Genomic DNA, 23,874 nt, shown 5'->3' on the forward strand with positions numbered 1-23,874 from the left:
GTCCGAAGCGCACGCCGAACCGGCTGCGGCAGCTGAAGCCGCGTCGAGCACCGACGCACGATGAGGAGGATTCCCGTGTCGCACCACAAGTCGAACAAGCAGGTCGAGGGCAACCCGGACACCGGCCACGGCGGCGGCCTGCCACGGCACCCCGACGACGACGAACTCGAGGAGCGGACCGAACTGGACCGTGAAGAGGCCGGCTTGGACCCCGAAGCCGAACCCGACGCCGACACCGTCTACGCGGACGAGGAGGCCGAGGTCGACCGCGAGGCCCAGGCCGGTGAACTCACCGGCGACGCCGGGGTGCCCCGCAAGGAACGCGAGGACTTCCCGCCGAGCAGCTACTGAGCCCTTCGGCGCAGGAGCGCCCTGACCCGCGATCGGTCGGCCGACACGCGATCGGTCGGCCGCCGGTTGCTCGGCCCTGCGGGGCCACGCCCGCGCCTCCATGGGCAACGCCACGCCGGGGCCGCACCATCGGCGGCCCCGGCGTCAACGGCTCGCACCGGGGGGCCACGCCCACCGTCTCCGAAACGCCGACCTCCGCCGCTCCGGCGTCGTCATCCTGGTGGCTGCCGCGGCGAGGTGCGCGACCGTGGTGACGCGCCGCCGCAACGGCCCGGAACTCGCCCCGAGGACCGACCGGGCGCACGTCCCCACCGTGGCCGGCCGGTTCGAGCGCGACGTGACCGCAGCCCGACGCGCCGTCGTCGGCGGATCGGTGGTCCGCTCGAAACTGCCGCACGAACCGCTGCACCCGCCCGCAGCACCCACCAGGCGGGCCCGCCCGACGGACCCCGCCGGGTCCCGCCCTGCGTCGTTACGCGCTGCTCAACCGCACTTTTTCGGCGCTCCGCAGGGGCGGTCAGACCCCAGGTGGCGGCGCAGGATGGCGGCCCGATGCGCGTCCAACGCGGCCGTGATGTCCGGGTCTCGCGGGTCGCACGCGTCCAGCACCGCGCCCGGCGCCCGGCGGGTGGCCTCGTTCGGGGGCCTCGGATGCGCTGTCCGGGCCCTCGGGGCGGAGGCCGGGCAGGTCGGTGAGGTCCGAAAGCCCCATCCACCGGGTGTAGTTGATCGCCTGCGTCGCGTCTCCGTAGACTCGCTGAGTTGTTGTCATGGACGACCGATCGACGGTCGGGCACAGGGGGCGGAGGGGCACGCCATGACGCTGGTGGAGAAGGTCGAACAGCGGTTGGCCGGTGAGCTGTTGCCGGGCGAGCAGGTTCTGTACGGCGTCCTCGGTTTCAGGATCGGCGGCATTCGCACGACCATGATCGGTGGGGCCGCCGGGATCGCCGGCGGGGCCGGCATAGCGGCGATGACTGTCGCCACGAGCGGTGCCACGGCCGACGTTCCCGCCGCCCAGCTTCCCGTGCCCGCCCGGAGCATCGTCGCGCTCACCGACCAGCGCCTGATGGTGTTCTCGATCGGGGGACTCTTCGTCGCGAAGCCGAAGAAGATCCTGCACTCCTACGCCCTGGACCAGATTGCGGGGATACCCGAGCCCGAATTGGTTCCGGGCGCGGCGCAGGCGCTCAGGGTCCACATCGGCGTGGCGGGTGCAGGAGTGTTGGCCGTCGAGTTTCCGCGGCTGCAGGTCTCCGAAGCCCGCAACATGGTCAGGCGGATCGAGAGGGGCATGTCTCCTCAAGCGTAGGCCCGTCCTGTCAGCCGTCACGCTCCCCCCGGTCAGTCACATCGACGCTGTGACTGACTCCCAATCATGTTTGTCAAGGGCGCCGGGTACGTGGTGGAGGCCGGGAAATGATTCCGGCGTTCGCCGTTGCGGCGGGTGGGATCCTGAACGGATGAACGAGACATCCGCTGCGCCGGCGACCGCTCGGTGGCCCCTGACCGCGGCTGGGGAGGCTGATTGGCTGCGGGACCTGGCCGACGATGACGGGCTCACCGGCTTCATGCCGCCGGCACTCCCCGACGCCGCCTGGGTGCTCCACTCCATGTACGAACACGAACTCGGGCCCACCGACATGTCCTATGCCGCGTATCAACGAGCCGTGCTGAATGGCGGCGGGCCCGAGATCGTCCCGGGCCTCGATCCCGCGGACGTGTTCGGGGGGACGCCGGGTGAGCCCCGCGAGCCCCGTTGGCGCCGGCTGCGCTGGGCGGAGCTCTCGCGGCGGACGGGTGATCCCGTGGCGCCCGAGGGGCGGCTGCCCTGCTACCGCTCCTTCCCTTCGCTCCGGGAGCCGAGCGGCTGGCCCGTCGGCATCGACGGGCCGTCCGAGGGCCGCCTGGACCGGACCGACTGGAACCGCCTGGTCGACATCCTCACCGAGCACAGCCCGCAGGGTGCAGAGACCCGCTGCCTGGCCTATTACAACCCCCTGCTGCAGAGGGCCGAGGACTTCGACAACCTGCACGTCCGAGCCGGCACGCTCGCGGATGCCAAGGCGTTGTACGACCTCCCGGAGGAGGAAGGTTGGACACCGTCCAACCTCTGGTCCCAGGACCGGTCCTGGGTCCTCTGCACGGACTACGACCTCTGGGCCACCAAAGTGGCGGGCCCTGCCCCGCTCGTTGAGGCTCTCGTGAACGACACGGAAATCGAGGCCCTCCGCCTGCCCTGGGCCCTCTGATCCCGCCCGCCGATCTGGGCGGAGAGGTCGTGGAGGTGGTCCCGGAATCGGGCCGCGATCCGTGCGTCGATGTCAGCGATCTCTTCGTCCAGAGCGAGGACCGTCCGGTCCAGGGTGTTCACCACGGTGGCCGCTGCGCTCTCCCGGCCACGGCGGTGCGCTGGGCGCCGCGGAGCTTGGGGTTCTTCAGCCAGGTCGGCAGCCGGGCCGCTCCGATCCGGCGCAGGCCAGGAGCTGTCCGGCCGATCGTTGCGGGCGGCAGGTCAGGGGTCCCGTCGCAGGTCCTCGGTATGGTCGCCCGCATGGGAGCGAGCAACTGGTTGTACTTCACGCCGTTTCAGCAGATCGAGCAGGCCGCGCTGGACTCTCTCCGCGAGGCCGTCTTCGTGCGGGATGCCGAGTACTACCGGGACGAAGGCATCGAGACGCTGGCTGCTCTGGCGGAGAGCGGCTGGTTGGAGGAAGAGCCCGCGCACTCGGTGCTGGATGTCGAGCGGGTGGTCCGTTGTGAGCCCGACACGGAGGAGACCGGCGACGTCAGGGTGGTCGAAGGGGCGGAAGTCGTCGAACTGTTCGGGACGGTGAGCCCCTCGCGGGGGATCGTTCAGCAAGCCGTCGAACGTGCTGGTGATGGCTGGTTCCCTCCGTTCGGTCGCGGTTCCGGCTGCTGCACGATCGTCTATGGCAGCGACGGCCGACCAGAGGAACTGTGCTTCTGGGGCGCCACCGGCGACTGATCCGGGACTGCCGGGTGGAACCTTGCCGGACCGGACCCCGCGCTCACTGACGCCCTGCGGCAGACCCGCTCCGCGCGGGCGCCGCCGGCCTACCGCGGAGGCTCCGGCCCCAGCCTGGAGCGACGGGTGGAGCCGTACGGGCTCGTCCTCAAGGCCGGCCGCTGGTACCTGGTCGCCGGCGGGCCCTCGGGGATCCGCACCTACCGGGTCGACCAGATCCTCGAAATCCGGCCGCTGGACGAAGAGTTCGTCCCGCCGGACGGGTTCGACCTGAGCGGCCACTGGAACGCCTACCTGGCCGACTTCCGAGCGCGACTGCACACTGCGGAGGCCCTGGTGCGACTGACGCCGGAGGGCGCCCGCTTCCTCGGCGTGACGCCCACGGGTGACGGATGGACAGAGGTCCGGGTGCCCGTCGAGTCGATCGACCACGCCTACCGGGACTTCCTGCGCCTGGGCGCCGATGTCGAGGTCCTGGCACCGGCCGAGCTACGCGACCGCATCGCTCGGACGGCACGGACCCTGGCCGCCCGCTACGAAGGATGACGCCTCGGGAACGTTGCGATCCCAGGTGCCGGAGCAGGATCTTGGCGGGGCGCGAAGGAGTCGGCCACGGTGCTGTCCAGCGCGCTACCGCAGCCAACTGGTTCGCCTCCCCGCATGGTTGGGCTGCCCCGGCCCGGGCGCGGCCCGCCTCGTCGATTCGGGCCGCCCCCGTTGAGCTGGCCTTCTCCTCCTCGGCGGCGGCCGCTTCCCGGTGGTGAGCAGTCCTCGCTCAGGTGCATCCCGGCGGCGTCGCGGTGAGCGCGCGTGCCTACCATTGCGTGGACGGCATCCAGACTCGGCCTTCAGATCGCCTGCCAGTGGCATGCCGCCGGCTCGCCTGGTTCCGTGCCGACGCGGAGCCTTCGGGTGCTGGGACGGTACAGAGATACGGAGTGAGGGCATGCAACGGCGGGCGCTGCTGGGTCGCGAGACGGAGCGTCGCGCGCTGGCTGCCCTGGTCGAGCAGGGGGCTGCCGGCTCGGGCGGCGCGACGGTGATCGTCGGCGCGCCGGGGATCGGCAAGTCGGCGCTGGTCGCAGAGGCCGCGGCTGCGGCAGCGCGCGGCGGGACCCAGGTGATCACTGCGGTGGGGGTCCAGTCGGAGGAAAACCTCCCCTATGCCGGCCTGCACCAGCTGGTTCACCAACTGCGGGACAGGATCGACGACTTGCCGGGGCGTCAGCGCACTGCGCTGCTCGCAGCCGTCGGGCTCGTCGACGAGGCCGTCCCCGATCTGTACCTCGTCGGCCTGGCCGCGCTGACTCTGCTGACGGACGCGGCAGCGAAGGCGCCGCTCCTGGTGGTCGTCGAGGACGCCCACTGGATGGACCGTGCCAGCCTGGAGGTGCTCGGGTTCGTGGCGCGGCGGATCGAGTCCGACCCCCTCGTCCTGGTCGCCGCCACCCGGAGCCTGGACGACCGCCTCAGCAGCGCCGGTCTGCCCGTGCTGCACCTGGGTCCGCTGACGGACGAGGTGTCGGGCGAGGTGCTGGACGCGGTGGCCCCCGGGCTGGGCCGGCAGGTCAGACGGCGGCTGTTGGAGGAGTCCGCCGGGAACCCGCTGGCGCTGACCGAGCTGCCCGCCGCGCTGCAGTCGGTCGGCGGGGCGTACGCGCTCAATCCGGGTCCGCTGCCGCTGACTGCGCGGCTGGAGCGGACCTTCACGGCACGGGTCTCCTGTCTTCCGGTCGACACCCGTGCGGTCCTGCTCCTGTCGGCCCTCAACGGTGACGGAACGATGGACGAATGCCTCGCCGCGGCGACCCGGATGCTCGGGACAGCGGTCGACGTCACCGCTCTTGACGCGGCGATCGGCGCGGGCCTGGTGGTCGCCCAGGGGCCGGCCTTCAGGCATCCGCTCGTCCGCTCGGCGATGTACCACGCCGCCACCGCGGCGGAACGGCAGGCGGCGCACGCCGCTCTGGCCGCAGCGCTCCAGGGGCAGCCCGATCGGCAGGCGTGGCACCGTGCCGCGGCCAGCGCCGGGTTCGACGAACGAGTGGCCCGGGATCTGGACTCCACTGCCGGCAGAGCCCTCCGGCGAGGCGGTGCCGCCGCAGCCCTCTCCGCGTTGCGGCGGGCGGCGGAGCTGACGAAGGATCCGTCCGCGCGGGCAGACCGGCTGCTCCGGGCGGCGGAGCTCGCGCTGGAGTCGGGGCAAGGAGACGTGGCGGCGCACCTGCTGGCCCAGGCACGCTCGCTGGACCTCTCCGTCCGGGACCAGGGCCGCGCGGCCTGGGTCAGAATCGCGTTGGCCGAGGGGACGCGGGGCGAGGGCGCCGCGACCGCCGAGCTGGCCGAGCTGGCGGTCGAGATCGCTGCCGGAGGCGAGCCGGCCCTGGGGCTGCGCATGCTGTGGGGCGCGGTCCTGCAATGCTTCTGGGGAGAGCCAGGACCGGCTGCCCGCGACCGCGTCGCCGCCGCCGCCGACCGGATGCCCGTGGACGCCGACAACGCCGACCTGGTCGCTCTGCGGGCGTACTCGGCGCCGGTCGAGCGCGGGGCAGCGGTCATGGAGAGCCTGGCGGGTCAGCTGGAGCGCTCGTCCGAGAACGCCGAGGGGGACCAGCTCCTGGGGGGCGCCGCCGTGACGGTGGGCGCTCCCGCCCTGGCAAGCCGGTTGACGACGCGGTCGCTGGACGCGCTGCGAGCGCAAGGCAGGCTGTCGATGCTGGCCCGCGCCCTCTGCGTCCAGGCGGGGAGCGCCGCTCGGCTGGGTGACGTGCGCGCCGGCCTGCTCGCGGCGGAGGAGGCCGCGTCACTGGCCCGCGAGACCAGCCAGCCTCTCGTGCACGCGATGGTGAATGCCATCCGCGCGCAGCTGGCCGCCGTCAGCGGCGACCCGGCGGCGGAGGGATGGGCGGCGGAAGCCGAGCGCGCGGCGCTTCCCAGCGGGGGGCGCCCGGCGCTCGCCATCGTGCAGATGGCCCGCGGGCAGGCAGCGCTCTGCGAGGGCCGGTACGGCGACGCGTTCGGCCACCTGCACCGAGTCTTCGACCCGGCCGACCCCGCCTTCCACCCGTGGCTGCGGTTCTACGCGGTCGCGGAGCTGGTCGAGGCGGCGGTGCGCAGCGAATCCGCGGAGGCGGCCCGCGACGTCGTGCAGGAGCTGGCCCCGCTCGGCGAAACCACTTCTTCGCCCGCCCTGCTCTGCGGGCTGCGACTGGGCACGGCCCTGCTGAGCCCGCAGGGCGACGCCGAGCCGCTCTACCGGGCGGCCCTCGACGGCGTCCCCACGGACTGGCCGTTCGAGCGGGCGCGGGCGCGCCTCGCCCTGGGCGAGTGGCTGCGGCGTCACCGGCGGCCCGCGGAGTCCCGCGTCGTCCTGCAGGCCGCACGCGAGATCTTCGACGCCCTGGGCGCGGCGGCATGGGCGGAGCGGGCACGGCAGGAGCTGCGCGCCGCGGGGGCGTCGTCCCCCCGCCAGGATCCGGCCGTGGTCGACCTGCTGACCTCGACCGAGTTGCACGTCGCCCAGCTCGCCGCGCAGGGCCTGACGAATCGGGAGATCGGCGAGCGGCTGTACGTCTCGCCCAGGACGGTGAGCACCCATCTCCAGCGGATGTTCCCCAAGCTGGGTGTGGCGTCCCGCGGCGAGCTCGCCGCGGTGCTGGGCGGCACGATGACGTACGCCGGAGGCGCAGCACAATGACGTACGCCGAAGACGTAGTCCGACGGACGCGGTCCGACCTGCTCGTTTTCTAGGTTTGTGCCATGCCCGGTCCGCACACGGCGGACGGGCGGGAAGGCACACCATGGGCACCATCACCGTCGGCGCCGAGGGATCGACCGGCATCGAGCTCTACTACGAGGACCACGGGGCAGGGCAGCCGGTCGTCCTGATCCACGGTTACCCGCTGGACGGGCAGTCGTGGGAGAAGCAGACCGATGCGCTGGTCAAGGCCGGCTACCGCGTCATCACCTACGACCGCCGTGGCTTCGGCCGGTCGAGCAAGACCATGACGGGCTACGACTACGACACCTTCGCCGCCGACCTGGACTCCGTACTGACGCAGCTGGACCTGCGTGACGTGGTGCTCGTCGGGTTCTCGATGGGCTCGGGAGAGGTCGCCCGCTACCTCGGCGCCTACGGCTCGCAGCGGGTGGCGAAGGCGGCGTTCCTCGGCTCGCTCCAGCCGTTCCTGCTGCAGACGCCGGACAACCCCACCGGTGTGCCGCAGAGCGTCTTCGACGGCATCGCGGAGCAGGCAGAGGCCGACCGCTACGCCTGGTACGAAAGCTTCTTCGTCGACTTCTTCAACTCCGACGAGACGCTCGGGTCGCGGCTCAGCGAGGCCGCGCTGCGGGCGAACTGGGCCACCGCCATCGGCTCGGCGCCCATGGCGGCGTACGCGTGCGTGCCGGCGTGGCTGACGGACTTCCGGGCCGACGTGGAGCGCATCGACGTGCCGTCGCTGATCCTGCACGGGACCGCCGACCGCATCCTGCCGATCGACGCCACGGCCCGCGAGTTCCGCCGCCGCCTGCCCGACGCGCGATACGTCGAGATCGACGGCGCTCCGCACGGCCTGCTGCTCACCCACGCAGCCGAGGTCAACGCCGCCCTGGTCGACTTCCTCACCGCGTGAAGCCGGCGTCCTCCCGTTGCACGAAGCAGGAGTGTGGCTGTCCCCGCGCATGCGGGCGAGCACGCCACGGAACACCGGAACAGGATTGGGCACTTCTCATGAACGGGGTCATGGAACCTGGAGCTCCTGCCCGTCGAGGAGTTGGACGCCTGGTGCTGCAGGCGCTGGGGGAGCTGAACGAAGCAACAACAGGCCGTCATCCGCCTCATGTACTAGCTGGAGTGCAGCGTCAAGCAGGCCGCCGAGCACCTCGGCATACCGCCGGGCACCGTCAGGAGCCGTGCGTTCTACGCAGTGCGGGCGTTGCGCACAGCGCTCGCGAAGCAGGGGGTTCTGAGGGTGTAGCCGGGTCCATCCGCACCGGGTTTGAGGAGTGAGGAACAGTCATGGTCACCGTTGGAGGGACGAGCACCGCACGGTTCGAACCGGTCCGAGCGGCGCTGGCAGCGCAGCTGGAGTCCGGGGAGGAACTGGGGGCGTCGATCGCCGTCGACGTCGATGGCGTGATGGAAGTCGATCTGTGGGGTGGGCACACCGATGCGGCGCGGACCGTTGCGTGGCGCCGGGACACCTTGGTCAACCTGTGGTCGACCACCAAGACCCTCGGCACTCTGGCGGCCCTGATCCTCGTCGACCGGGGCGCCCTCGATCTTCACCGCCCGGTCGCGCACTACTGGCCCGAGTTCGCCGCCCAGGGCAAGCAGGACATCGAGGTGCGGCATGTCCTGGCCCACACCTCGGGGCTCTCGGGCTGGCAGCAGCCCTTCACCATCGACGACCTGTACGACTGGCCGACCGCGAGTGCCCGGCTGGCCGCGCAGGCGCCCTGGTGGGAGCCGGGGAGTGCTTCGGGCTACCACGTGCAGACGCAGGGGCAGTTGGTGGGGGAGCTCGTCCGGCGGGTCAGCGGCCGGACCCTGACCGAGTTCGTCGACACCGAGATCGCCGAGCCGTCTCGGGCCGACGTCCAGATCGGTGCGCGGCAGTCCGACTGGCCGCGCATCGCCGAACTGGTGGTCCCTTCGCAGCTCTCCGGGATGCCCGCCGGCCTGGATCCCGACGGGATCTTCGCCAAGACGCTGCTCGGCAGCCCCGCCCGGGACGAGCACGTCGACACCCCGCAGTGGCGCCGCGCCGAACTCGGAGCCGTCAACGGACACGGCAACGCACGGGGCATGGCCCGGGCCCTCTCCGTGATCTCACGACGCGGCCGGGTGAGCGGCCGCCGCCTCCTCTCCGCAGCCACGGTGGACAGAGTCCTCGACGTGCAGTCCGACGGAGTCGACCTGTTCCTGGGCGTTCCCGTGCGCTGGGGCATCGGCTTCGCGCTCGCCGACGAGAGGACGATGCCGAACATGCCCACCGGAAGGGCCTGTTTCTGGGTCGGCCGGGGCGGATCGATCGTCATGATGGACCTCGACCGGCGCGTCACCTTCTCGTACACGATGAACCGGCTGGGCGACGGCATCCTCGGCTCGGAGCGCACCCACACCTACCTGAGGCACGTCTACGAGGTCCTGAACTCCACGGACTGAGAACCGGCGGCGGTCAGCCCGGGCGGGCCACCGCACACACACCAACTCACGTGTCGACAAAGAAACTCGGTGCTTCGTCTCTCGAACGCACCGCTCCATCTCGCCGGGCCCGGTCAGGGCCGACGGCCAAGGAAATAAGGACGTTCACGCATGCGCACCACCCTTCTCAACCGCCGATCCGCGCTGCTCGGTGTCACATCGGCCGTAGGGCTGGCCGTGGCCGCCGTCACCCTGCCCGGGGCGGCCGGTGCGACGCCCCTCCGCCCGGAACGGCCGACGATCGTGCTGGAGCACGGGGCGTTCGCCGATGCGGCGAGCTGGGACGGTGTCGTCACGCGGCTGCAGCGTGCGGGCTACCCGGTAGTGGCCGTGGCCAACCCGCTGCGCGGTCCGGCGACCGACGCCGCCTACCTGCGCAGCGTCGTCGACCACATCGACGGGCCCGTGGTCCTGGTCGGCCACTCCTACGGCGGCACCGTCATCAGCCAGGCCGCCGTGGGCCTGGAGGGCAAGGTGAAGGCGCTGGTCTACATCGCCGCGTTCCTGCCCGACACCGGTGAGAGCTCGCTCGGGCTGACGAACAAGTTCCCCGGCAGCACCCTCGGCCAGGCGATCGAGCCCGTCAACTACACCCTTCCGGACGGCAGTCAGGGCACCGACGTGTACATCAAGGCGGAGAAGTTCCGCGGCCAGTTCGCCGCCGACGTACCGGCGGACAAGGCCAGGCGCATGGCGGCAGGACAGCGCCCCGTCGCCGCCGCCGCACTGGAGGAGAAGTCCACCCAGGCCGCCTGGAAGACCATCCCCTCCTGGTCCCTGGTCACCACCGGGGACCTGAACATCCCGGTGGCCGCCCAGCGCTTCATGTCGGACCGCGCCCACGCCCGCACCACCGAGATCGCCGCCTCCCACGCGGTCTCCGTCTCCCACCCCGACGCCGTCACCCGCATCGTCGAGGACGCCGCCCGGACCGTCCGCTGACTCCGTCCCAGACCTCCCCCTCGCACCACAACCTCACCGAAAGGCAGAAACCGCCATGGCGTTCATCACCGTCGGCCAGGAGAACACCACCGACATCGAGCTGTACTACGAGGACCACGGCACCGGGCAGCCGGTCGTGCTGATCCACGGCTACCCGCTCGACGGCCACTCCTGGGAGAAGCAGTCCGCCGCCCTGCTCAAGGCCGGCTACCGCGTCATCACGTACGACCGGCGTGGCTTCGGCCGCTCCAGCCAGCCCACCACCGGCTACGACTACGACACCTTCGCCGCCGACCTCGACACCGTCCTGACCACCCTCGACCTCACCGACGTCGTCCTCGTCGGCTTCTCGATGGGCACCGGCGAAGTCGGCCGCTACCTGGGCACCTACGGCTCCGCACGCATCGCCAAGGCCGCCTTCCTCGCCTCCCTGGAGCCGTTCCTGCTCAAGACCGACGACAACCCCAACGGCGTCGACAGCACCGCCTTCAAGGGCATCGAACAGGCCGTCACCACCGACCGCTACGCCTACTTCGCCGCCTTCTACCAGGACTTCTACAACCTCGACGAGAACCTCGGCACCCGCATCAGCGAGGAGGCCGTCCGCAACAGCTGGAACGTCGCCGCCGGCGCCTCCTGGTACGCCTCCCTCGCGTGCGTCGCCACCTGGACCACCGACTTCCGCGCCGACCTGCCCAAGATCGACGTCCCCGCGCTGATCCTGCACGGCACCGCCGACCGCATCCTGCCCATCGAGGCAACCGGTGACCTCTTCCACCAGGCCCTCCCGGAGGCCGACTACGTGGTCGTGGACGGCGCCCCGCACGGCCTGCTGTGGACCCACGCCCAGGAAGTCACCGACGCCCTCCTCGCCTTCCTGACCAAGTAGCCGCCGCACCTTCTGACCGACAGTTAGGACTCCCATGACCGCGAAACCCTCCGCCGAGCCCTCCGACCAGCGCGGCAGCCACCCGCTGCCGCGTCAGGACGGCGGTGAGATCCAGCGCTTCGGTACCGTCAGGCAGCTCCCGCTGGGCCTCTCCCACGAGTCCCGGATGTACTCCTGCCACCGACTGAACCAGGTCCTGGCGGACACCCAGATCCTCTACTCGCTCTACAAGAAGCACCATTGGACGGTGCGCGGCGTGACCTCCTTCCAGCTGCACCAGCTGTTCGACGCGCACGCGGCGGAGCAACTGGCGCTGGTGGACGCGCTGGCCGAACGGGTCCAGAGCCTCGGAGGAGTGGCCGTCGGAGATCCGCGGCACGTCGCCGAACTGAGCTCCGTGGCTCGTCCACCGGACGGCGTCGAGGAGGTTCCGGCGATGCTCGCACGGCTGCTGAAGGCGCACGAGTCGATCCTTGTCGAGGCGCGCGACGCCGCGGCCCGGGCCGCCGAGCTCGGTGACGACGGGACCAACGACCTGTTGGTCTCCCACGTCATCCGCACGGGTGAGGCCCAGGTCTGGTTCCTGGCGGGCCATCTGGTCGACACTCCTCCGGTCCGAATCTGACCGGCAGGGCATCGCTGCGGTGCTCCCGGCTCGACACGGGAGCACCGCAGATCAGCGGTTGCCCGAGGTGTGGGGAGACCCTCGCTCGTCGTCGCGCCGTCCAGTGGTGCGCACCGGAGCTCAGGACGGGGCGACCCAGTCGGCCGCAGCCCGGACGACCGCGGTGGGTCTCCCGACCGGTCCGTCCGGTCTGAGCGGGGGAGGGCCGAGCAGCGCGTAAGGCCGCAGGGCGGGAGGCGCACCGTCCGGGTGCACGTCCCGCCCTGCGGCCGGTGGCTCGTCAGCCGGTGGTGTGCGGCGGGGTGTTGCCGCCGCCGGTCGGGCTCGGCGACGGGCTGGGCGACGGGCTCGAGGTCGGGCTGGGCGACGGGCCGGGGGACGGGTCGAGCGAGACGGTCAGCCCGCAGGCGGTGTTCAGGTCCGCTGCCAGGGAGGCCTGGGCAGCTGCCGCCTGGGTCGCGGTGACGGTGGTGTCGCCGTTGTCGTAGGCGGCGAGGGTGGTCGCGTAGCCGACGGCGTTGCCGGTCGCCTTGCCCGCGAGTTCCTGCAGCAGGCTGCCGAGCTCGGGGCGGGTGAGGACGCTGCCGGCCGACTGGTCGAGCGGCGCCGCCAGCGAGCAGTAGGTGTCCTGCGGGGCGGTGGTGCCGACGACCGCGGCACGGCGGGCCACCGGGTCCAGCGCGAAGTTCTGCTGGGCCACCGGGTCGGGCGCGGTGCCGGTGAGCAGTGCGGCCACCGAGGTGCCGCCCTGGCCGACCACCTTGTCGAGCACCGTGGCGGGGGCGGTGTCGGCGGACGCGTCGGCGCCGGAACCCGGGTCGGCGTTGGTGGAGTTGGCTCCGGCGGCGGCGATCCGCTTGAGCGAGTCCGGGGTGACCGCCGTCCCCTCGTACTCGCCGTTGCCGACCGTGTTGTTGTCGTACGGCAGGCGCGCGCCGCCGCCGATGGGGGCCCACTCGCCGCTGGCGAAGCGGGCCAGGGTGAGCAGGTAGGTGTGGCCGATCTCCAGTCGCGAGCCCTCGGTCGACAGCGGGGTCCGGGTGGAGCCGGTGAAGGCCCAGCCGTCCACCGTCAGGGTCAGGGTGGCGGGCAGCGCGGGGGCTCCGCTGCGGTCCCAGAGGTTCTGCTGGACGGTCAGGGTGACGGTGCGGCTGACGTAGCCCTCACCGGAAGCCTGCTCCTCGGCCGACGGCGTGTCGGCGGTCTCGGCAGTGACCTTGGCGACGACGGTGTCGTCCCCGTAGGACACCCAGTCCTGGGCGGTGCCGGAGGGGAGCCGTTCCTTGGCGTCGGCCAGGATGACCCGGTGCCCGGGGGCGGCCGGTCCGGCGGGGGAGTGGTGGGCGCCCGTGCCGAGGGTGACGGCGACGGCGGTGGCCGCCGCGGTGACGGCGAGGGCGGCGGCGAGGCGGCGCCGAGTGGTCATGTCCGTGCTCCCCATCAGTACGTCGCGTTGATCTCGGCCCGGTTGTTGGCGCCGAGGTAATAGGTGTCGATCTCGGTCATGCAGCCGACGATCGTGTTGTTCGGGTCCACCCTGGGGGAGGCGTTGTTGCCGTGGGTGAGGCCGACGGCGTGGCCCGTCTCGTGGCAGGCGTCGGACTTGTTGATGCTGAAGTGCTTGTTGAAGCGGATGTAGTGCTGGTCGCACTTGATGCTGGTCACCGCGTCGTCGCACCAGGTCATGCCGATGTACGAGTCGGACAGCGTGCCGGACTGGTAGATGATGTCCGTCTCCGACGAACCGGTGTACACGCCCGAGGACTTGACCGAGACGGCCAGGTCGGTGGGGCTGTAGTACGAGCTGAGGGACGACTTGATGGTGCTCTTCGCGCTGGAGCTCAGCGAGCCCTGCAGGTAGACCGTCAGGTCGGCGTTGTCGGTCTGGCAGAAGTGTCCCTGCGAGAGCGAGCCGTCGTAGCAGGTCGGATAGTAGTTGCCGGTCGGGTACATGTTGTCGATCGACTGCGCCTGCGCCACGGCGGGCGTGAGCATGACAGCAGCTGCCGCGAGGGCGGCTGCCATTCGGTGCGAGCGGGGCAACGGACACTCCCTGGGGGTGTGGATGTGGACTCCGGTGGAGCCTTGAATGTTCACCGCCAAGCAGAGCCTGGTGGAAATCCGATGAGGGGTCAAGTTCCTTTTATTGTCGCGCTTTTGGCGATTCGCGTGAGCCTGGAACGCATTGACGCCGACTGCGGCCAAAGGCAGTTCGGTACCGCTGTCGACTGATCTGAACAGGTATGTCCCGGCATCCCCGCCGGTGCATCGGCGACGTCCAGTTCGGCCACGATGCCGTTTACCGCAGCGCTCTCTTCAGGGAAGCAATTTCCCTGCGAATCAAGCAAGTTGGCATCCCGCGAGTTCGTCGCCCCGGCCGACGTCCTGTCGGACGGTGGCCTGCGCCAAGGTGGTCCCGGGGGAGGGCGGCGTCCCAGGAGAGCATGGGAGAGCGCTCTCCGGCTGGGTGCTCTGAGCCTGCCCGGGCGTCCGTCGCGGGCTGCCACTGGGCCGCGGGCACCAATTCGACTCTTGAACGGAAAGTCACCAGGTCACGCCCGGGGGCCCGCCGTGGGATCGCCGGTGTTCCGCGCTGATCTCCCGTGCCTGCGGGCCTGCAGCTCCTCGCCCACCCCTGGTCGCTACAACAGCCCGGCCGCGCCCGGGCCGCTCTGAGGCTGCGTCAATCTCGTGTAGCACCGTCGAGCTGAACTGGTCCGTATTGCAAGGTATATGCACCTTCGGCGTCCGAATACCGGTTCTCGGTCAACCGGTGGGCGACCCCGTGCTTCGGAACTTGTTCAGTTCATTGACGTGGGCGCAACAGCGGCGCAATCATCGCGGAATGAGAGAGCGCTCTCGCAGTCGGACCACTCCAGGAGAGATGCTGTGACAGGCAGCCCCCCACCTCGCACCCTCGCCGCACCACCCCGCCCGCTGGTTTTGGCGTTCGTCGCCGTCCTGATCGCGACCTTCGCACTCGCGGTGAACCAGGCCGCCCCCGCCCGCGCAGCGGGCACCCTGCTGTCGCAGGGGAAGACCGCCACCGCCTCCTCCACCGAGAACGCCGGAACGCCGGCCTCGTCCGCGGTCGACGGCAACCTCGGCACCCGCTGGTCCTCCTCCGCCGCCGACCCCCAGTGGCTCCAGGTCGACCTCGGCAACACGGCCACCATCAGCTCCGTGGGCCTCAACTGGGAGGCCGCGTACGCCAAGGCGTACCAGATCCAGACCTCCGCCGACGGGGCCACCTGGACGAGCGTCTACACGACCACGACCGGGCAGGGCGGCTCCGAGACCCTGGCCGTGAACGGCACGGGGCGCTACGTCCGCATCCTCACCACCCAGCGCGCCACCCAGTGGGGCGTCTCGCTCTGGGAGTTCCAGGTCTACGGCGCAGCGGGCACCGGCACCGGCAGCTGCTCGACCACCAACGCCGCGCTGAACAAGTCCGCCACCGCCTCCTCCGCCGAGAACGCCGGAACGCCGGCCTCGTCCGCGGTCGACGGCAACGCCGGCACCCGCTGGTCCTCGGCCGCCGCCGATCCGCAGTGGCTGCAGGTCGACCTGGGCTCCTCGCAGAACGTCTGCGGCGTCCAGCTGTCCTGGGAGACGGCGTACGCCAAGGCGTACCAGATCCAGGTCTCGGCGGACGGCGCGACCTGGAGCACCGTCTACTCGACGGCCGACGGCCGCGGCGCGACCGAGCTGATCACGCTGTCCGGCACCGGCCGGTACATCCGGATGTACGGCACCCAGCGCGCCACCCAGTACGGCTACTCGCTCTGGGAGTTCCAGGTCTTCACCGGCGGCGGGGGCGGCAACCCGGGCGGCGGGAAGACCCTGCTCTCGTACGGCAAGCCCGCCACCGCCTCGACCTTCCAGGACAGCGGCAACTGCGCGGGCTGCACGCCGGCCAAGGCCTTCGACGAGGACCCGGCGACGCGCTGGGCGACCAGTGACGTCAACGGCTGGGTCGACCCGGGCTGGATCGCGGTCGACCTCGGCGCGACCGCGCACGTCACCCAGGTGGTGCTGCAGTGGGACCCGGCGTACGCGACCGCGTACCAGATCCAGGTGTCGCCGGACGGCAACACCTGGACCAGCGTGTACTCCACCACCACCGGCAAGGGCTTCAAGGAGACCCTCGACGTCGACGGCACCGGCCGGTACGTGCGGATGTACGGCACCGCGCGCAGCAACGGCTACGGCTACTCGCTGTGGACCTTCGACGTGTACGGCACCGGCGGCAGCCCCACCGCTCCGCCCGCCCTGCCGCCGAACCCGGCCAACCCGCCGCGCCTGGTGTGGAGCGACGAGTTCACCGGCGCCGCGAACACCAAGCCCGACCCCGCCAAGTGGACCCAGGACCCGGGCAACGGCCAGAACGGCGAACTGGAGCTCTACACCAACGGCGACAACACCAACCTGGACGGCAACGGCAACCTGGTGATCGAGGCCCGCAAGGAGGCCAACGGCCAGTACACCTCCGGCCGGATCAACACCCACGGCCACCTCGACTTCACCTACGGGCACGTCGAGGCCCGCATCAAGGTGAGCGGCACGCAGGGCCTGTGGCCCGCCTTCTGGATGCTCGGCTCGAACTTCAAGTCCGGCACGCCGTGGCCGAACTGCGGTGAGATCGACATCATGGAGCACGTCGGCAAGGTCGCGGACTCGGTGTACTCCACCCTGCACGCCCCGGCCTACAACGGCGGAGGCGGCTACGGCTCGCCGTACACCCTCGCCGGGTCGGACTTCGCCTCCGACTTCCACACCTACGCCGTCGACTGGGACTCCACCCACATGACGTTCGCGGTGGACGGCCACAGCTTCTTCACCGTCGACCGCTCGACGCTGGAGCAGACCCGCGGCCCCTGGGTGTACGACCACCCCTTCTACATCATCCTCAACAACGCCGTCGGCGGTGACTGGCCCGGCAACCCCGACGCCACCACCGTCCTGCCGCAGAAGATGATCGTCGACTACGTCCGCGTCTCGCAGTGACCACAGGCTCCGGGGCCGGCCGGCCGGCCCCGGAGCCGACGCCAGTCCACCAGCAGGCACCACCGGCCGGATCGACAACTCTCACCTCGGCGTCTTCGTCGCCCACGCCGCCTGCAGGGGACGGGCCTTGACCGACCGTCGGCGCTTTCCGGCCGCCACGTCCCCTGCCTCCCCGCGCCACCGGGCGAGGTGGTGCCGGGAGGACGCCACGCACGAAACCGTCCCCGGGGCTGGGCGACCGACCGACCCGGCACAGCCTGCACTACGGACGCCGGCCCCTCGCTTCGTCGCTGGTGCCGATCGCCAGGGCGACCGCTTCGTACGACTTCGGATTCCGCTCGCCGACCTGATGCCGCAGGGAGCCGGACCGGGTGCCGCCGGACCGCCCGACACTCGACCGCGTCGCCGAACGCGATCGCCGCCAGGTTCGGATGACGTTCCGCCAGGTCTGCGGTGTGCTGCTGTCATCGGGCAGGAGAACGGTCATGTGGATCCCCTCCCCCGGGCACCGACGGACCTGGCGCCGTCGGCCGAGCGGGCGTCAGTTGTCGTCCCGCTCCGGGAGGACTCGCCCCGGCAGTGGCTGGTCCCACGCGCCGAGGCGGACGACGAGGATCCGACGCGCCGAGCTCCGAATCTCGGCCCAGGCCCCCCGGTGCGCCAATCCTTCGGCGAGACGAAGGCTGAAGGCGACCTCCTCGGTGACGGTGGCAGTCCACCCGGTGCCTGCGGGACCACGCCAGCTGGTCCGGGGTGTCGGCAGCGAGAAACGCCGGCAGCGGCCTGATCCACCGCTCCCAGGTCACGCGGGGCGGTTGCCGGCTCCCTGCGGTGCAGCACGGTGCAGTTCAGGCCCTCGTCCCGGCTGGTCCACTGGTCCACTGGTCCGCACCGGAGCTCAGGACCGGCCGGCCGCGCTCGCTCCACAGCGCCTGACCGAAGTCCGCCGTCGAGGTCGCCACCACCGCCGCCACCGCACCCGGGACGGCGACCAGCGCGGTGAACACCGGCGCCAACACGGCCGCGGCCGTGCCCGGATTCCCCGCCCACCGCAGGACCGCCTCGACCGCGAGGGCCCGTCCCCCTCGGCTCCGCATGGAGACGAGTCCGGCGGGCCGCCGTCACGAGCGGAACACGCGGGAGTCTCGGTGCGTCACTGCAATTCGGCTCGCGGGTGCGCCCTCGGCAACCGGACATCAGGGCCGTCTAGTTCGAGGTTCTGGCCCGGGAGGTGTCACGTTCGGGGCGGCGGGTGTCACAGCCCGCAGGTGTCTCCGTCGGTGTCGTCGGCGAACAACAGGGCGGCGCTGCCGACCACTTCCGCGAGGCCGACCAGGAGCATCACCGCGAAGCCCATCGACGCGACGGCCACCAGCCACGACCGGTGCTCGTTCCGGATCGCCACCCGGAGCGCGCCGGCGGCGGCCGCCAGACCCAGGACGGGGGCGGCGGCAGCCGCTGCCCACACCCTTGGTGGCCGGGTACCCGCCCGGAGGCACAGCTGCCAGGCGAGCTCCTGGTGCGTCGAGTAGGCGTAGTCGTGGAGCACCACCGCCAACCCTGCCGCCGCCACGGCTCCGAGCAGACCGAACCAGCCGTTCCGTCCCGCGGGCAGCGACATCCTCACGTGCACCCTTTCGCCCTGACGGACCGTCCAGAAGCCTGTCGGTCGGAGGACGCGTCGCGGCCACGCGGGGTTGCATCCCTCGGCAGGGCGGGTCCTCGGACCGGCTGCCTCCGAGATCCGGTGCTCATCGCGTCGGCCGGTCAAATGAGGTCGCTCCGACGCCAGTTGCTGTCCAGGGCATTGCGCAGTCGACCGCCGGGGTCCTAGTCTCAGCTCGCCAGTTAGGAAACTTTCCTAATTCATGTGACGCCCGATCCCGTCCCCCACACGAGGAGTGGCATGTCCTTCACCCGATCCGCCCGCGGCACCGCCGTCGCCGTCGCGGCCGCCGCCACCGGCGGCCTGCTGGCCGCCGCGATCGGCACCACCCCGGCGACCGCCGCCGGCACCAACCTCGCGCTGAACCGCCCCGTCACCGTCTCCTCGACCGAATCCAGCAGCTACCCCGGCACCAAGGCCGTCGACGGCTCCGGCACCACCCGCTGGGCGAGCACCGAGGGCGTCGACAACCAGTGGATCCGGATCGACCTCGGCACCGGCACCGCCGTCAACCGCGTGGTGCTCAAGTGGGAGGCCGCCTACGCCAAGGCGTACCGGATCGAGCTCTCCGACGACGGCTCCAGCTGGCGCCAGGTCTACTCGACCACCGGCGGGGACGGCGGCACCGACGACCTCGCGGTCAGCGGCACCGGCCGCTACCTGCGGGTCTACGGCACGCAGCGCGGCACCGCGTACGGCTACTCGCTCTGGGAGGTCGAGGCGTACGGGTCCGGCGGCGCCACCCCGACCCCGTCGCCCAGCCCCAGCTCCTCCACCAGCCCGTCGCCGTCGCCCAGCCCGAGCTCGTCTCCCACCGCCCACGTCAACCTCGACGACCCGGCGAAGAAGGAGATCGCGATGAAGCTGGTCTCCAGCGCCGAGAACTCCTCGCTCGACTGGCGGGCCCAGTTCTCCTACATCGAGGACATCAACGACGGCCGCGGCTACACCGCGGGCATCATCGGGTTCTGCTCCGGCACCGGCGACATGCTCGACCTGGTCGAGGCGTACACGGCGAAGAACCCGAACAACGTGCTCGCCCCGTACCTGCCCGCGCTCCGCTCCGTCAACGGCACCAGTTCCCACCAGGGCCTGGATCCCGGCTTCCCCGCGGCCTGGCGGCAGGCCGCCACCGACCCGGTCTTCACCCAGACCCAGGAGGCCGAGCGCGACCGGGTCTACTTCGACCCGGCCGTCGCCCAGGGCAAGGCCGACGGCCTGCGCGCCCTCGGCCAGTTCGCCTACTACGACGCCGCGGTGATGCACGGCCCGGACGGTCTCGTCTCCATCCGCAAGGCGGCGCTCGCCAAGGCCAAGCCGCCGGCCCAGGGCGGCAACGAGACCACGTACCTCAATGCCTTCCTCGACGCGCGGGAGGCCGAGATGCGCAAGGAGGAGGCGCACAGCGACACCACCCGGGTCAGCACCGAGCAGCGGAAGTTCCTCAACGAGGGCAACCTCGACCTGACCCCGCCGCTGTCCTGGAGCGTCTACGGGGACCCGTACACCCTCAACTCCTGATCCCGAAGGCCCACCGGCCCCTCCTTCCGCGCCCCGCCGCAACGCGGCCCGGAAGGAGGGGCCCTGCCACGCGCCGACTCGCCGTCGGGGACCGGGTGATCCGCGGGACCGGGCAACGACGAGGGGTTTCCCGGATGCCTGCGCCGGCCCGAGGTGGCGACCATTGCGGTGTGACGATCAGCCCGGGGCGAGTGCGCGTTCCAGCGCCCCGGGGCGCGAACGCCGAAGCGGAGGGCAGGGAAGTCCAGCACCATCCGCACCCTCCTGAAGGACGTACCGCATGCCCGACAGCCCTCACCGCGTCCGGAGGGTCCTGGCGACCGCGGCCGCACCCGGGCGCTTCGGCGCCGTACTGGACCGGATCGGCACGGAGGTTGCCGCGCTCGGCGAACGGGGCCGTCCCGCCGACTACATCCCGCTGCTGGCCGGGGCCGATCCCCGGCGGTTCGGCATGGCCGTCGCCGAACCGGACGGAACGGTATACGGCGTCGGCGACTGGCGGGAGCCCTTCTCCACGCAGTCCATCACCAAGGTCTTCGCGCTGGCCCTGGTGCTCGCGCTGGAGGGCGCGGAGATCTGGCGGCGCGTGGGCCGCGAGCCCTCCGGCAATCCCTTCAACTCCCTGGTGCAGCTGGAGTACGAGAACGGCGTACCGCGCAACCCGTTCATCAACGCCGGCGCCCTGGTGGTCACCGACCGGCTGCAGACGCTGACCGGGCACGCGGCCGGCCGGGTGCGGGACCTCCTGCGCGAGGAGAGCGGCAATTCGGACGTCGACTTCGTGCCGGAGGTCGCCGCCTCCGAGGCCACCCACGGCGACCGCAACGCCGCCCTGGCCCACTTCATGGCCTCCTACGGCAACATCACCAATCCGGTTCCGCACCTGCTGGCGGCCTACTTCAGCCAGTGCTCGATCGCGGCCTCCTGCGCGGACCTGGCGCTGGCCGCGGGCTTCCTGGCCCGGCGCGGCGTCCGTGCCAACGGCTCGGTGCTGCTGACCCGCAGTCAGACCAAACAGGTCAACGCCGTCATGCTCACCTGCGGCACCTACGACGCGGCCGGGGAGTTCGCCCACCGGGTGGGGCTTCCGGGCAAGAGCGGCGTCGGCGGGGGAATCGTCGCGGTCGTGCCCGGGGTGTGCACGCTGTGCGTGTGGAGCCCCGGCCTCGACCGGCACGGCAACTCGGTGGCCGGCGTGTGGGCGCTGGACCGCTTCACCACCCTCACCGGTCTGTCGGTCTTCTGACGGGGCCCCGGCCGCAGGGGCGAGCCGGAAGGGCCCGTGCGCGGCACGCCGGACGACGCTTCTCCTGCCTGCGGTCGGCCACGCCCCAACGTGGGCCGACCGCAGGTCCGCCGCCCCCTGGTACCCCGCGGGAATGCGGCAGTTCCTGTCGCCGGGTCCGTCCCACGACGGGCCCGGCGACAGGAATCACTGGTGGCGGAGCAGGTTCCGGGTCAGCCGACGGAGACGTCGTCGACGAGGAAGACGGTGGCCAGGTAGGCGTCCTCGGCGCCGGCGAACTCCAGCGTCACCGCTCGGCCCTTGTAGGCGGACAGGTCGACGGTCTTCTGGACGTATCCGGAGCCGGCGTTGGCGTTGGAGTAGGTGGCGAGGGTAGTGCCGTTGACGTTGACCTTGAGGGTGTCGTAGGCGGTGGCGCCGGACTCCTGGGTGCTGACCTTCAGCCAGAAGGTGAGCTTGGGGCTGCCGGTGGACGGCACCGCGATGTTCGACTGCGAGAGGGACTCGATGGCGGAGGCGCCGTAGCCCATCATCCAGGCGTACCAGGAGCCGCCGTGCGCGGGCTGGAGGGTGGAGTTGGTGATGTCGTCGTCGCTCTGGGTCCAGCCGGTGGTGCCCTGTTCGAAGGTGCCGTTGGTCAGCGCGTTGCCGGTGGGGGTCGACGACGACGAGGGGGAAGGGCTGGCGGACGTCGACGGGGAGGGGCTGGTGGACGTGGAGGTGGAGGGCGACGGGGTGGGGCTGGCGGTGCCGGGGTCGGGCAGTGCGGTGCCGACGCTGACGGCGGCCCACGCCTTGGAGACGAGGTACCGCTCCTGGGAGTTGGCGCCGTACAGGTCGGCGGCGGCCTGCAGGGTGGCGGTGCGGGCCGAGGAGTAGGTGGTGGTGGAGGTCATGTAGGTGGTCAACGCGCGGTACCAGACGGCGGCGGCCTTGTCCTTGCCGATGCCGGTGAAGGTGTCGTTGTTGCAGGTGGTCCCGTTGTGGGCGCGTCCGCCGATGGTCTTGGCCCCGGTGCCCTCGGCGGCGAGGTAGAAGAAGTGGTTGCCGATGCCGGAGGAGTAGTGGACGTCCACCGATCCGGCGCTGGAGCTCCAGCAGCCCAGACTGCTGCCGTCGGCGGCGGGGTTGTCCATGCGGCGCATGTAGCCGCCCGACATGTTGAGCTTCTCGCCGATGTAGTAGTCGCCGGGATCGCCGGCGTTGTTGGCGTAGAACTCGACCATGGTGCCGAAGATGTCGGAGGTGGCCTCGTTCAGGCCCCCGGACTCGCCGGAGTAGTTGAGGTTCGCGGTGGCGGCGGTGACACCGTGGCTCATCTCGTGGCCGGCCACGTCGAGCGCGGTGACCGGGGTGTTGGAGTTCTGCGAGGAGCCGTCGCCGAAGGCCATGCAGAAGCAGGAGTCGTCGTAGAAGGCGTTCAGCAGGCTCGTATCGACGTGCACGTACGCCGGGGCGCCCTTGCCGTCGTTGCGGATGCCGGATCGGTTGAACGAGTCCTTGTAGTAGTCCCAGGTCTTGGCGAGGCCGTAGGAGGCGTCCACCGCCGCGCTCTCCCGGCTCGACGTGGTGCCGGTGCCCCAGGAGTTGCTGGACTTGCTGAAGGTCCGGGCGTTCTGCTTCGGGTTGGACTGCGAGCTGTTGTAGGAGTCGTAGACGATGGTCCCGCCGTGCGCCGCGTCGGTGAGGGTGTATCCGGTGCCGGACTGGGTGGTCTCGATGGAGACCTGGCCGACGGTGACGCCGTTGCCGGTGCCCGTGACGCCCTGCTGCAGCTCGTACTGGTCCAGCGGTGCGCCGCTGGACGCGTCCACGACCACCGCCTCGCGCGAGGCCGGTCCGGAGTCACCGTCGCCGGTGACGGTGGAGCGGTAGGCGAGGACCGGCACCTTGCCGACCGCGTACACCACCAGGGTGCTGGCGCCCGCGGTGTCGGCCTTCGCGTTCCTGACGTGCTTGGCGTGCTTGACGGCCGCGGTCGAGGCGTCGCCCGGGCTGAGCTTCGGCGTGGTGCTCGCCATCCTGATCGCGCCCGGGTGGGCCTGGTCGGAGCTGGTGGCCCGGCCGTCCCTGCCGTAGTGGACGACCAGGTCGCCGCCGATGACCGGCAGTCCGCGGAAGCTGCGGTCGTAGCGCACGTGCCGGGCGCCGTCGGTGTCGACCAGCACGTCCTTGGCCGTCAGCCGCTCGTCGGGCCCGAAGCCCAGCGACCTGGCGACGGTGGGGGCCTCCCCGTCGGCGGTGCGCAGCGCCTCGGCCCGGGCGTCGGCGCTCATGGCCCGGAACCCGGCGCCGGGTCGGGTGGCGGAGCTGTCGGCGGCCGCGGTGGACTGGGTGGCCACCACGGTCACGGTGCCCAGGGCGAGGGCCGCCGCGACGGCAGCGGCAAGGGCGTTCTTGCGGGGCATGACGATCCTTCCGCCGAGCCCG

The 23,874-nt window shown here is 71.4% G+C and carries 19 protein-coding genes and 2 pseudogenes; 16 read left to right on the plus strand and 5 right to left on the minus strand.

Annotated elements, in window-relative coordinates; translation table 11 throughout:
* The first annotated feature begins 75 nt into the window (after positions 1 to 75).
* The 12 genes and pseudogenes from BX266_RS34815 (at position 76) to BX266_RS34870 (ending at position 12,004) form a co-directional block, all read left to right on the plus strand.
* Entirely contained in the window at positions 76 to 351 is a 276-nt protein-coding gene (locus tag BX266_RS34815; protein WP_259464998.1) for a hypothetical protein, read from the plus strand.
* A gap of 817 nt (positions 352 to 1,168) precedes the next feature.
* Positions 1,169 to 1,663: a hypothetical protein gene (locus tag BX266_RS34820; protein ID WP_099906557.1), complete on the plus strand. Its 495-nt coding sequence runs from the start codon at positions 1,169 to 1,171 to the stop codon at positions 1,661 to 1,663.
* A 151-nt stretch (positions 1,664 to 1,814) separates the two neighbouring features.
* Complete coding sequence (locus BX266_RS34825; RefSeq protein ID WP_099906559.1) at positions 1,815 to 2,603, plus strand: hypothetical protein; 789 nt, start codon at positions 1,815 to 1,817, stop codon at positions 2,601 to 2,603.
* A 302-nt stretch (positions 2,604 to 2,905) separates the two neighbouring features.
* Complete coding sequence (locus tag BX266_RS38200; RefSeq protein ID WP_143687067.1) at positions 2,906 to 3,340, plus strand: hypothetical protein; 435 nt, start codon at positions 2,906 to 2,908, stop codon at positions 3,338 to 3,340.
* 54 nt (positions 3,341 to 3,394) lie between these two features.
* A complete protein-coding gene (locus BX266_RS34835) occupies positions 3,395 to 3,886 on the plus strand; it encodes a YafY family protein (protein WP_099906564.1) in 492 nt (163 codons plus the stop codon).
* Positions 3,887 to 4,286: 400 nt separating this feature from the next.
* Entirely contained in the window at positions 4,287 to 7,037 is a 2,751-nt protein-coding gene (locus tag BX266_RS34840; RefSeq protein WP_099906568.1) for an AAA family ATPase, read from the plus strand.
* A gap of 103 nt (positions 7,038 to 7,140) precedes the next feature.
* The gene (locus BX266_RS34845) at positions 7,141 to 7,974 is read left to right on the plus strand and encodes an alpha/beta fold hydrolase (RefSeq protein ID WP_099906570.1); all 834 of its coding nucleotides are present in this window, start codon (positions 7,141 to 7,143) and stop codon (positions 7,972 to 7,974) included.
* Positions 7,975 to 8,199: 225 nt separating this feature from the next.
* A pseudogene (locus BX266_RS34850) lies at positions 8,200 to 8,319 on the plus strand (sigma factor-like helix-turn-helix DNA-binding protein); the annotation flags it as partial.
* A gap of 41 nt (positions 8,320 to 8,360) precedes the next feature.
* On the plus strand, positions 8,361 to 9,509 hold the full coding sequence (locus BX266_RS34855) for a serine hydrolase domain-containing protein (RefSeq protein WP_099906572.1): 1,149 nt from the start codon (positions 8,361 to 8,363) through the stop codon (positions 9,507 to 9,509).
* 150 nt (positions 9,510 to 9,659) lie between these two features.
* Positions 9,660 to 10,490 (plus strand): alpha/beta fold hydrolase, encoded by an 831-nt coding sequence (locus BX266_RS34860; protein ID WP_099906574.1) that lies wholly within the window; start codon positions 9,660 to 9,662, stop codon positions 10,488 to 10,490.
* Positions 10,491 to 10,545: 55 nt separating this feature from the next.
* Positions 10,546 to 11,379, plus strand: coding sequence for an alpha/beta fold hydrolase (locus BX266_RS34865; RefSeq protein WP_099906576.1), 834 nt, complete (start codon positions 10,546 to 10,548; stop codon positions 11,377 to 11,379).
* 34 nt (positions 11,380 to 11,413) lie between these two features.
* The gene (locus BX266_RS34870) at positions 11,414 to 12,004 is read left to right on the plus strand and encodes a Dps family protein (RefSeq protein WP_099906577.1); all 591 of its coding nucleotides are present in this window, start codon (positions 11,414 to 11,416) and stop codon (positions 12,002 to 12,004) included.
* 280 nt (positions 12,005 to 12,284) lie between these two features.
* Here the strand turns inward: BX266_RS34870 and BX266_RS34875 are convergent, their stop codons facing one another.
* Positions 12,285 to 13,430 (minus strand): hypothetical protein, encoded by a 1,146-nt coding sequence (locus tag BX266_RS34875; RefSeq protein WP_099906580.1) that lies wholly within the window; start codon positions 13,428 to 13,430, stop codon positions 12,285 to 12,287.
* A 14-nt stretch (positions 13,431 to 13,444) separates the two neighbouring features.
* The gene (locus BX266_RS34880; protein ID WP_259464999.1) at positions 13,445 to 13,999 is read right to left on the minus strand and encodes a hypothetical protein; all 555 of its coding nucleotides are present in this window, start codon (positions 13,997 to 13,999) and stop codon (positions 13,445 to 13,447) included.
* A gap of 948 nt (positions 14,000 to 14,947) precedes the next feature.
* Between BX266_RS34880 and BX266_RS34885 the strand changes: the two genes are divergently transcribed.
* Entirely contained in the window at positions 14,948 to 17,011 is a 2,064-nt protein-coding gene (locus tag BX266_RS34885; protein WP_099906582.1) for a discoidin domain-containing protein, read from the plus strand.
* An 848-nt stretch (positions 17,012 to 17,859) separates the two neighbouring features.
* Here the strand turns inward: BX266_RS34885 and BX266_RS34890 are convergent.
* Both BX266_RS34890 and BX266_RS34895 read right to left on the minus strand, forming a co-directional pair.
* Positions 17,860 to 18,108: a hypothetical protein gene (locus tag BX266_RS34890; protein ID WP_099906585.1), complete on the minus strand. Its 249-nt coding sequence runs from the start codon at positions 18,106 to 18,108 to the stop codon at positions 17,860 to 17,862.
* Between the two features lie 158 nt (positions 18,109 to 18,266).
* Positions 18,267 to 18,632 carry a hypothetical protein gene (locus tag BX266_RS34895; protein WP_099906587.1) on the minus strand — a complete coding sequence of 122 codons (366 nt, stop codon included), beginning with the start codon at positions 18,630 to 18,632 and terminating at the stop codon, positions 18,267 to 18,269.
* 285 nt (positions 18,633 to 18,917) lie between these two features.
* Between BX266_RS34895 and BX266_RS40450 the strand changes: the two are divergent.
* The 3 genes and pseudogenes from BX266_RS40450 to BX266_RS34905 all read left to right on the plus strand — a co-directional run.
* Positions 18,918 to 19,331, plus strand: a pseudogene (locus BX266_RS40450) (discoidin domain-containing protein); the annotation flags it as partial.
* 6 nt (positions 19,332 to 19,337) lie between these two features.
* Positions 19,338 to 20,198, plus strand: a complete 861-nt coding sequence (locus tag BX266_RS40455) for a chitosanase (protein WP_399171321.1) — start codon at positions 19,338 to 19,340, stop codon at positions 20,196 to 20,198.
* 280 nt (positions 20,199 to 20,478) lie between these two features.
* A complete protein-coding gene (locus tag BX266_RS34905; protein ID WP_099906591.1) occupies positions 20,479 to 21,444 on the plus strand; it encodes a glutaminase in 966 nt (321 codons plus the stop codon).
* Positions 21,445 to 21,656: 212 nt separating this feature from the next.
* On the opposite strand, the gene BX266_RS34910 is transcribed toward BX266_RS34905, so the two are convergent.
* Complete coding sequence (locus BX266_RS34910; protein ID WP_099906592.1) at positions 21,657 to 23,852, minus strand: M4 family metallopeptidase; 2,196 nt, start codon at positions 23,850 to 23,852, stop codon at positions 21,657 to 21,659.
* Between the last annotated feature and the right edge of the window lie 22 nt (positions 23,853 to 23,874).

Origin of the sequence: Streptomyces sp. TLI_171 (genome assembly GCF_003610255.1) — a bacterium.
Lineage (GTDB): Bacteria > Actinomycetota > Actinomycetes > Streptomycetales > Streptomycetaceae > Kitasatospora.

Coding starts and splice junctions, on each gene's coding strand:
- BX266_RS34845 (WP_099906570.1), top strand. CDS start 7,141: ATGGGCACCATCACCGTCGGCGCCGAGGGATCGACCGGCATCGAGCTC.
- BX266_RS34890 (WP_099906585.1), bottom strand. CDS start 18,108: ATGCGGAGCCGAGGGGGACGGGCCCTCGCGGTCGAGGCGGTCCTGCGG.
- BX266_RS34865 (WP_099906576.1), top strand. CDS start 10,546: ATGGCGTTCATCACCGTCGGCCAGGAGAACACCACCGACATCGAGCTG.
- BX266_RS34820 (WP_099906557.1), top strand. CDS start 1,169: ATGACGCTGGTGGAGAAGGTCGAACAGCGGTTGGCCGGTGAGCTGTTG.
- BX266_RS34860 (WP_099906574.1), top strand. CDS start 9,660: ATGCGCACCACCCTTCTCAACCGCCGATCCGCGCTGCTCGGTGTCACA.
- BX266_RS34905 (WP_099906591.1), top strand. CDS start 20,479: ATGCCCGACAGCCCTCACCGCGTCCGGAGGGTCCTGGCGACCGCGGCC.
- BX266_RS34880 (WP_259464999.1), bottom strand. CDS start 13,999: ATGCTCACGCCCGCCGTGGCGCAGGCGCAGTCGATCGACAACATGTAC.
- BX266_RS34825 (WP_099906559.1), top strand. CDS start 1,815: ATGAACGAGACATCCGCTGCGCCGGCGACCGCTCGGTGGCCCCTGACC.
- BX266_RS34875 (WP_099906580.1), bottom strand. CDS start 13,430: ATGACCACTCGGCGCCGCCTCGCCGCCGCCCTCGCCGTCACCGCGGCG.
- BX266_RS34910 (WP_099906592.1), bottom strand. CDS start 23,852: ATGCCCCGCAAGAACGCCCTTGCCGCTGCCGTCGCGGCGGCCCTCGCC.
- BX266_RS38200 (WP_143687067.1), top strand. CDS start 2,906: ATGGGAGCGAGCAACTGGTTGTACTTCACGCCGTTTCAGCAGATCGAG.
- BX266_RS34840 (WP_099906568.1), top strand. CDS start 4,287: ATGCAACGGCGGGCGCTGCTGGGTCGCGAGACGGAGCGTCGCGCGCTG.
- BX266_RS34870 (WP_099906577.1), top strand. CDS start 11,414: ATGACCGCGAAACCCTCCGCCGAGCCCTCCGACCAGCGCGGCAGCCAC.
- BX266_RS34855 (WP_099906572.1), top strand. CDS start 8,361: ATGGTCACCGTTGGAGGGACGAGCACCGCACGGTTCGAACCGGTCCGA.
- BX266_RS34895 (WP_099906587.1), bottom strand. CDS start 18,632: ATGTCGCTGCCCGCGGGACGGAACGGCTGGTTCGGTCTGCTCGGAGCC.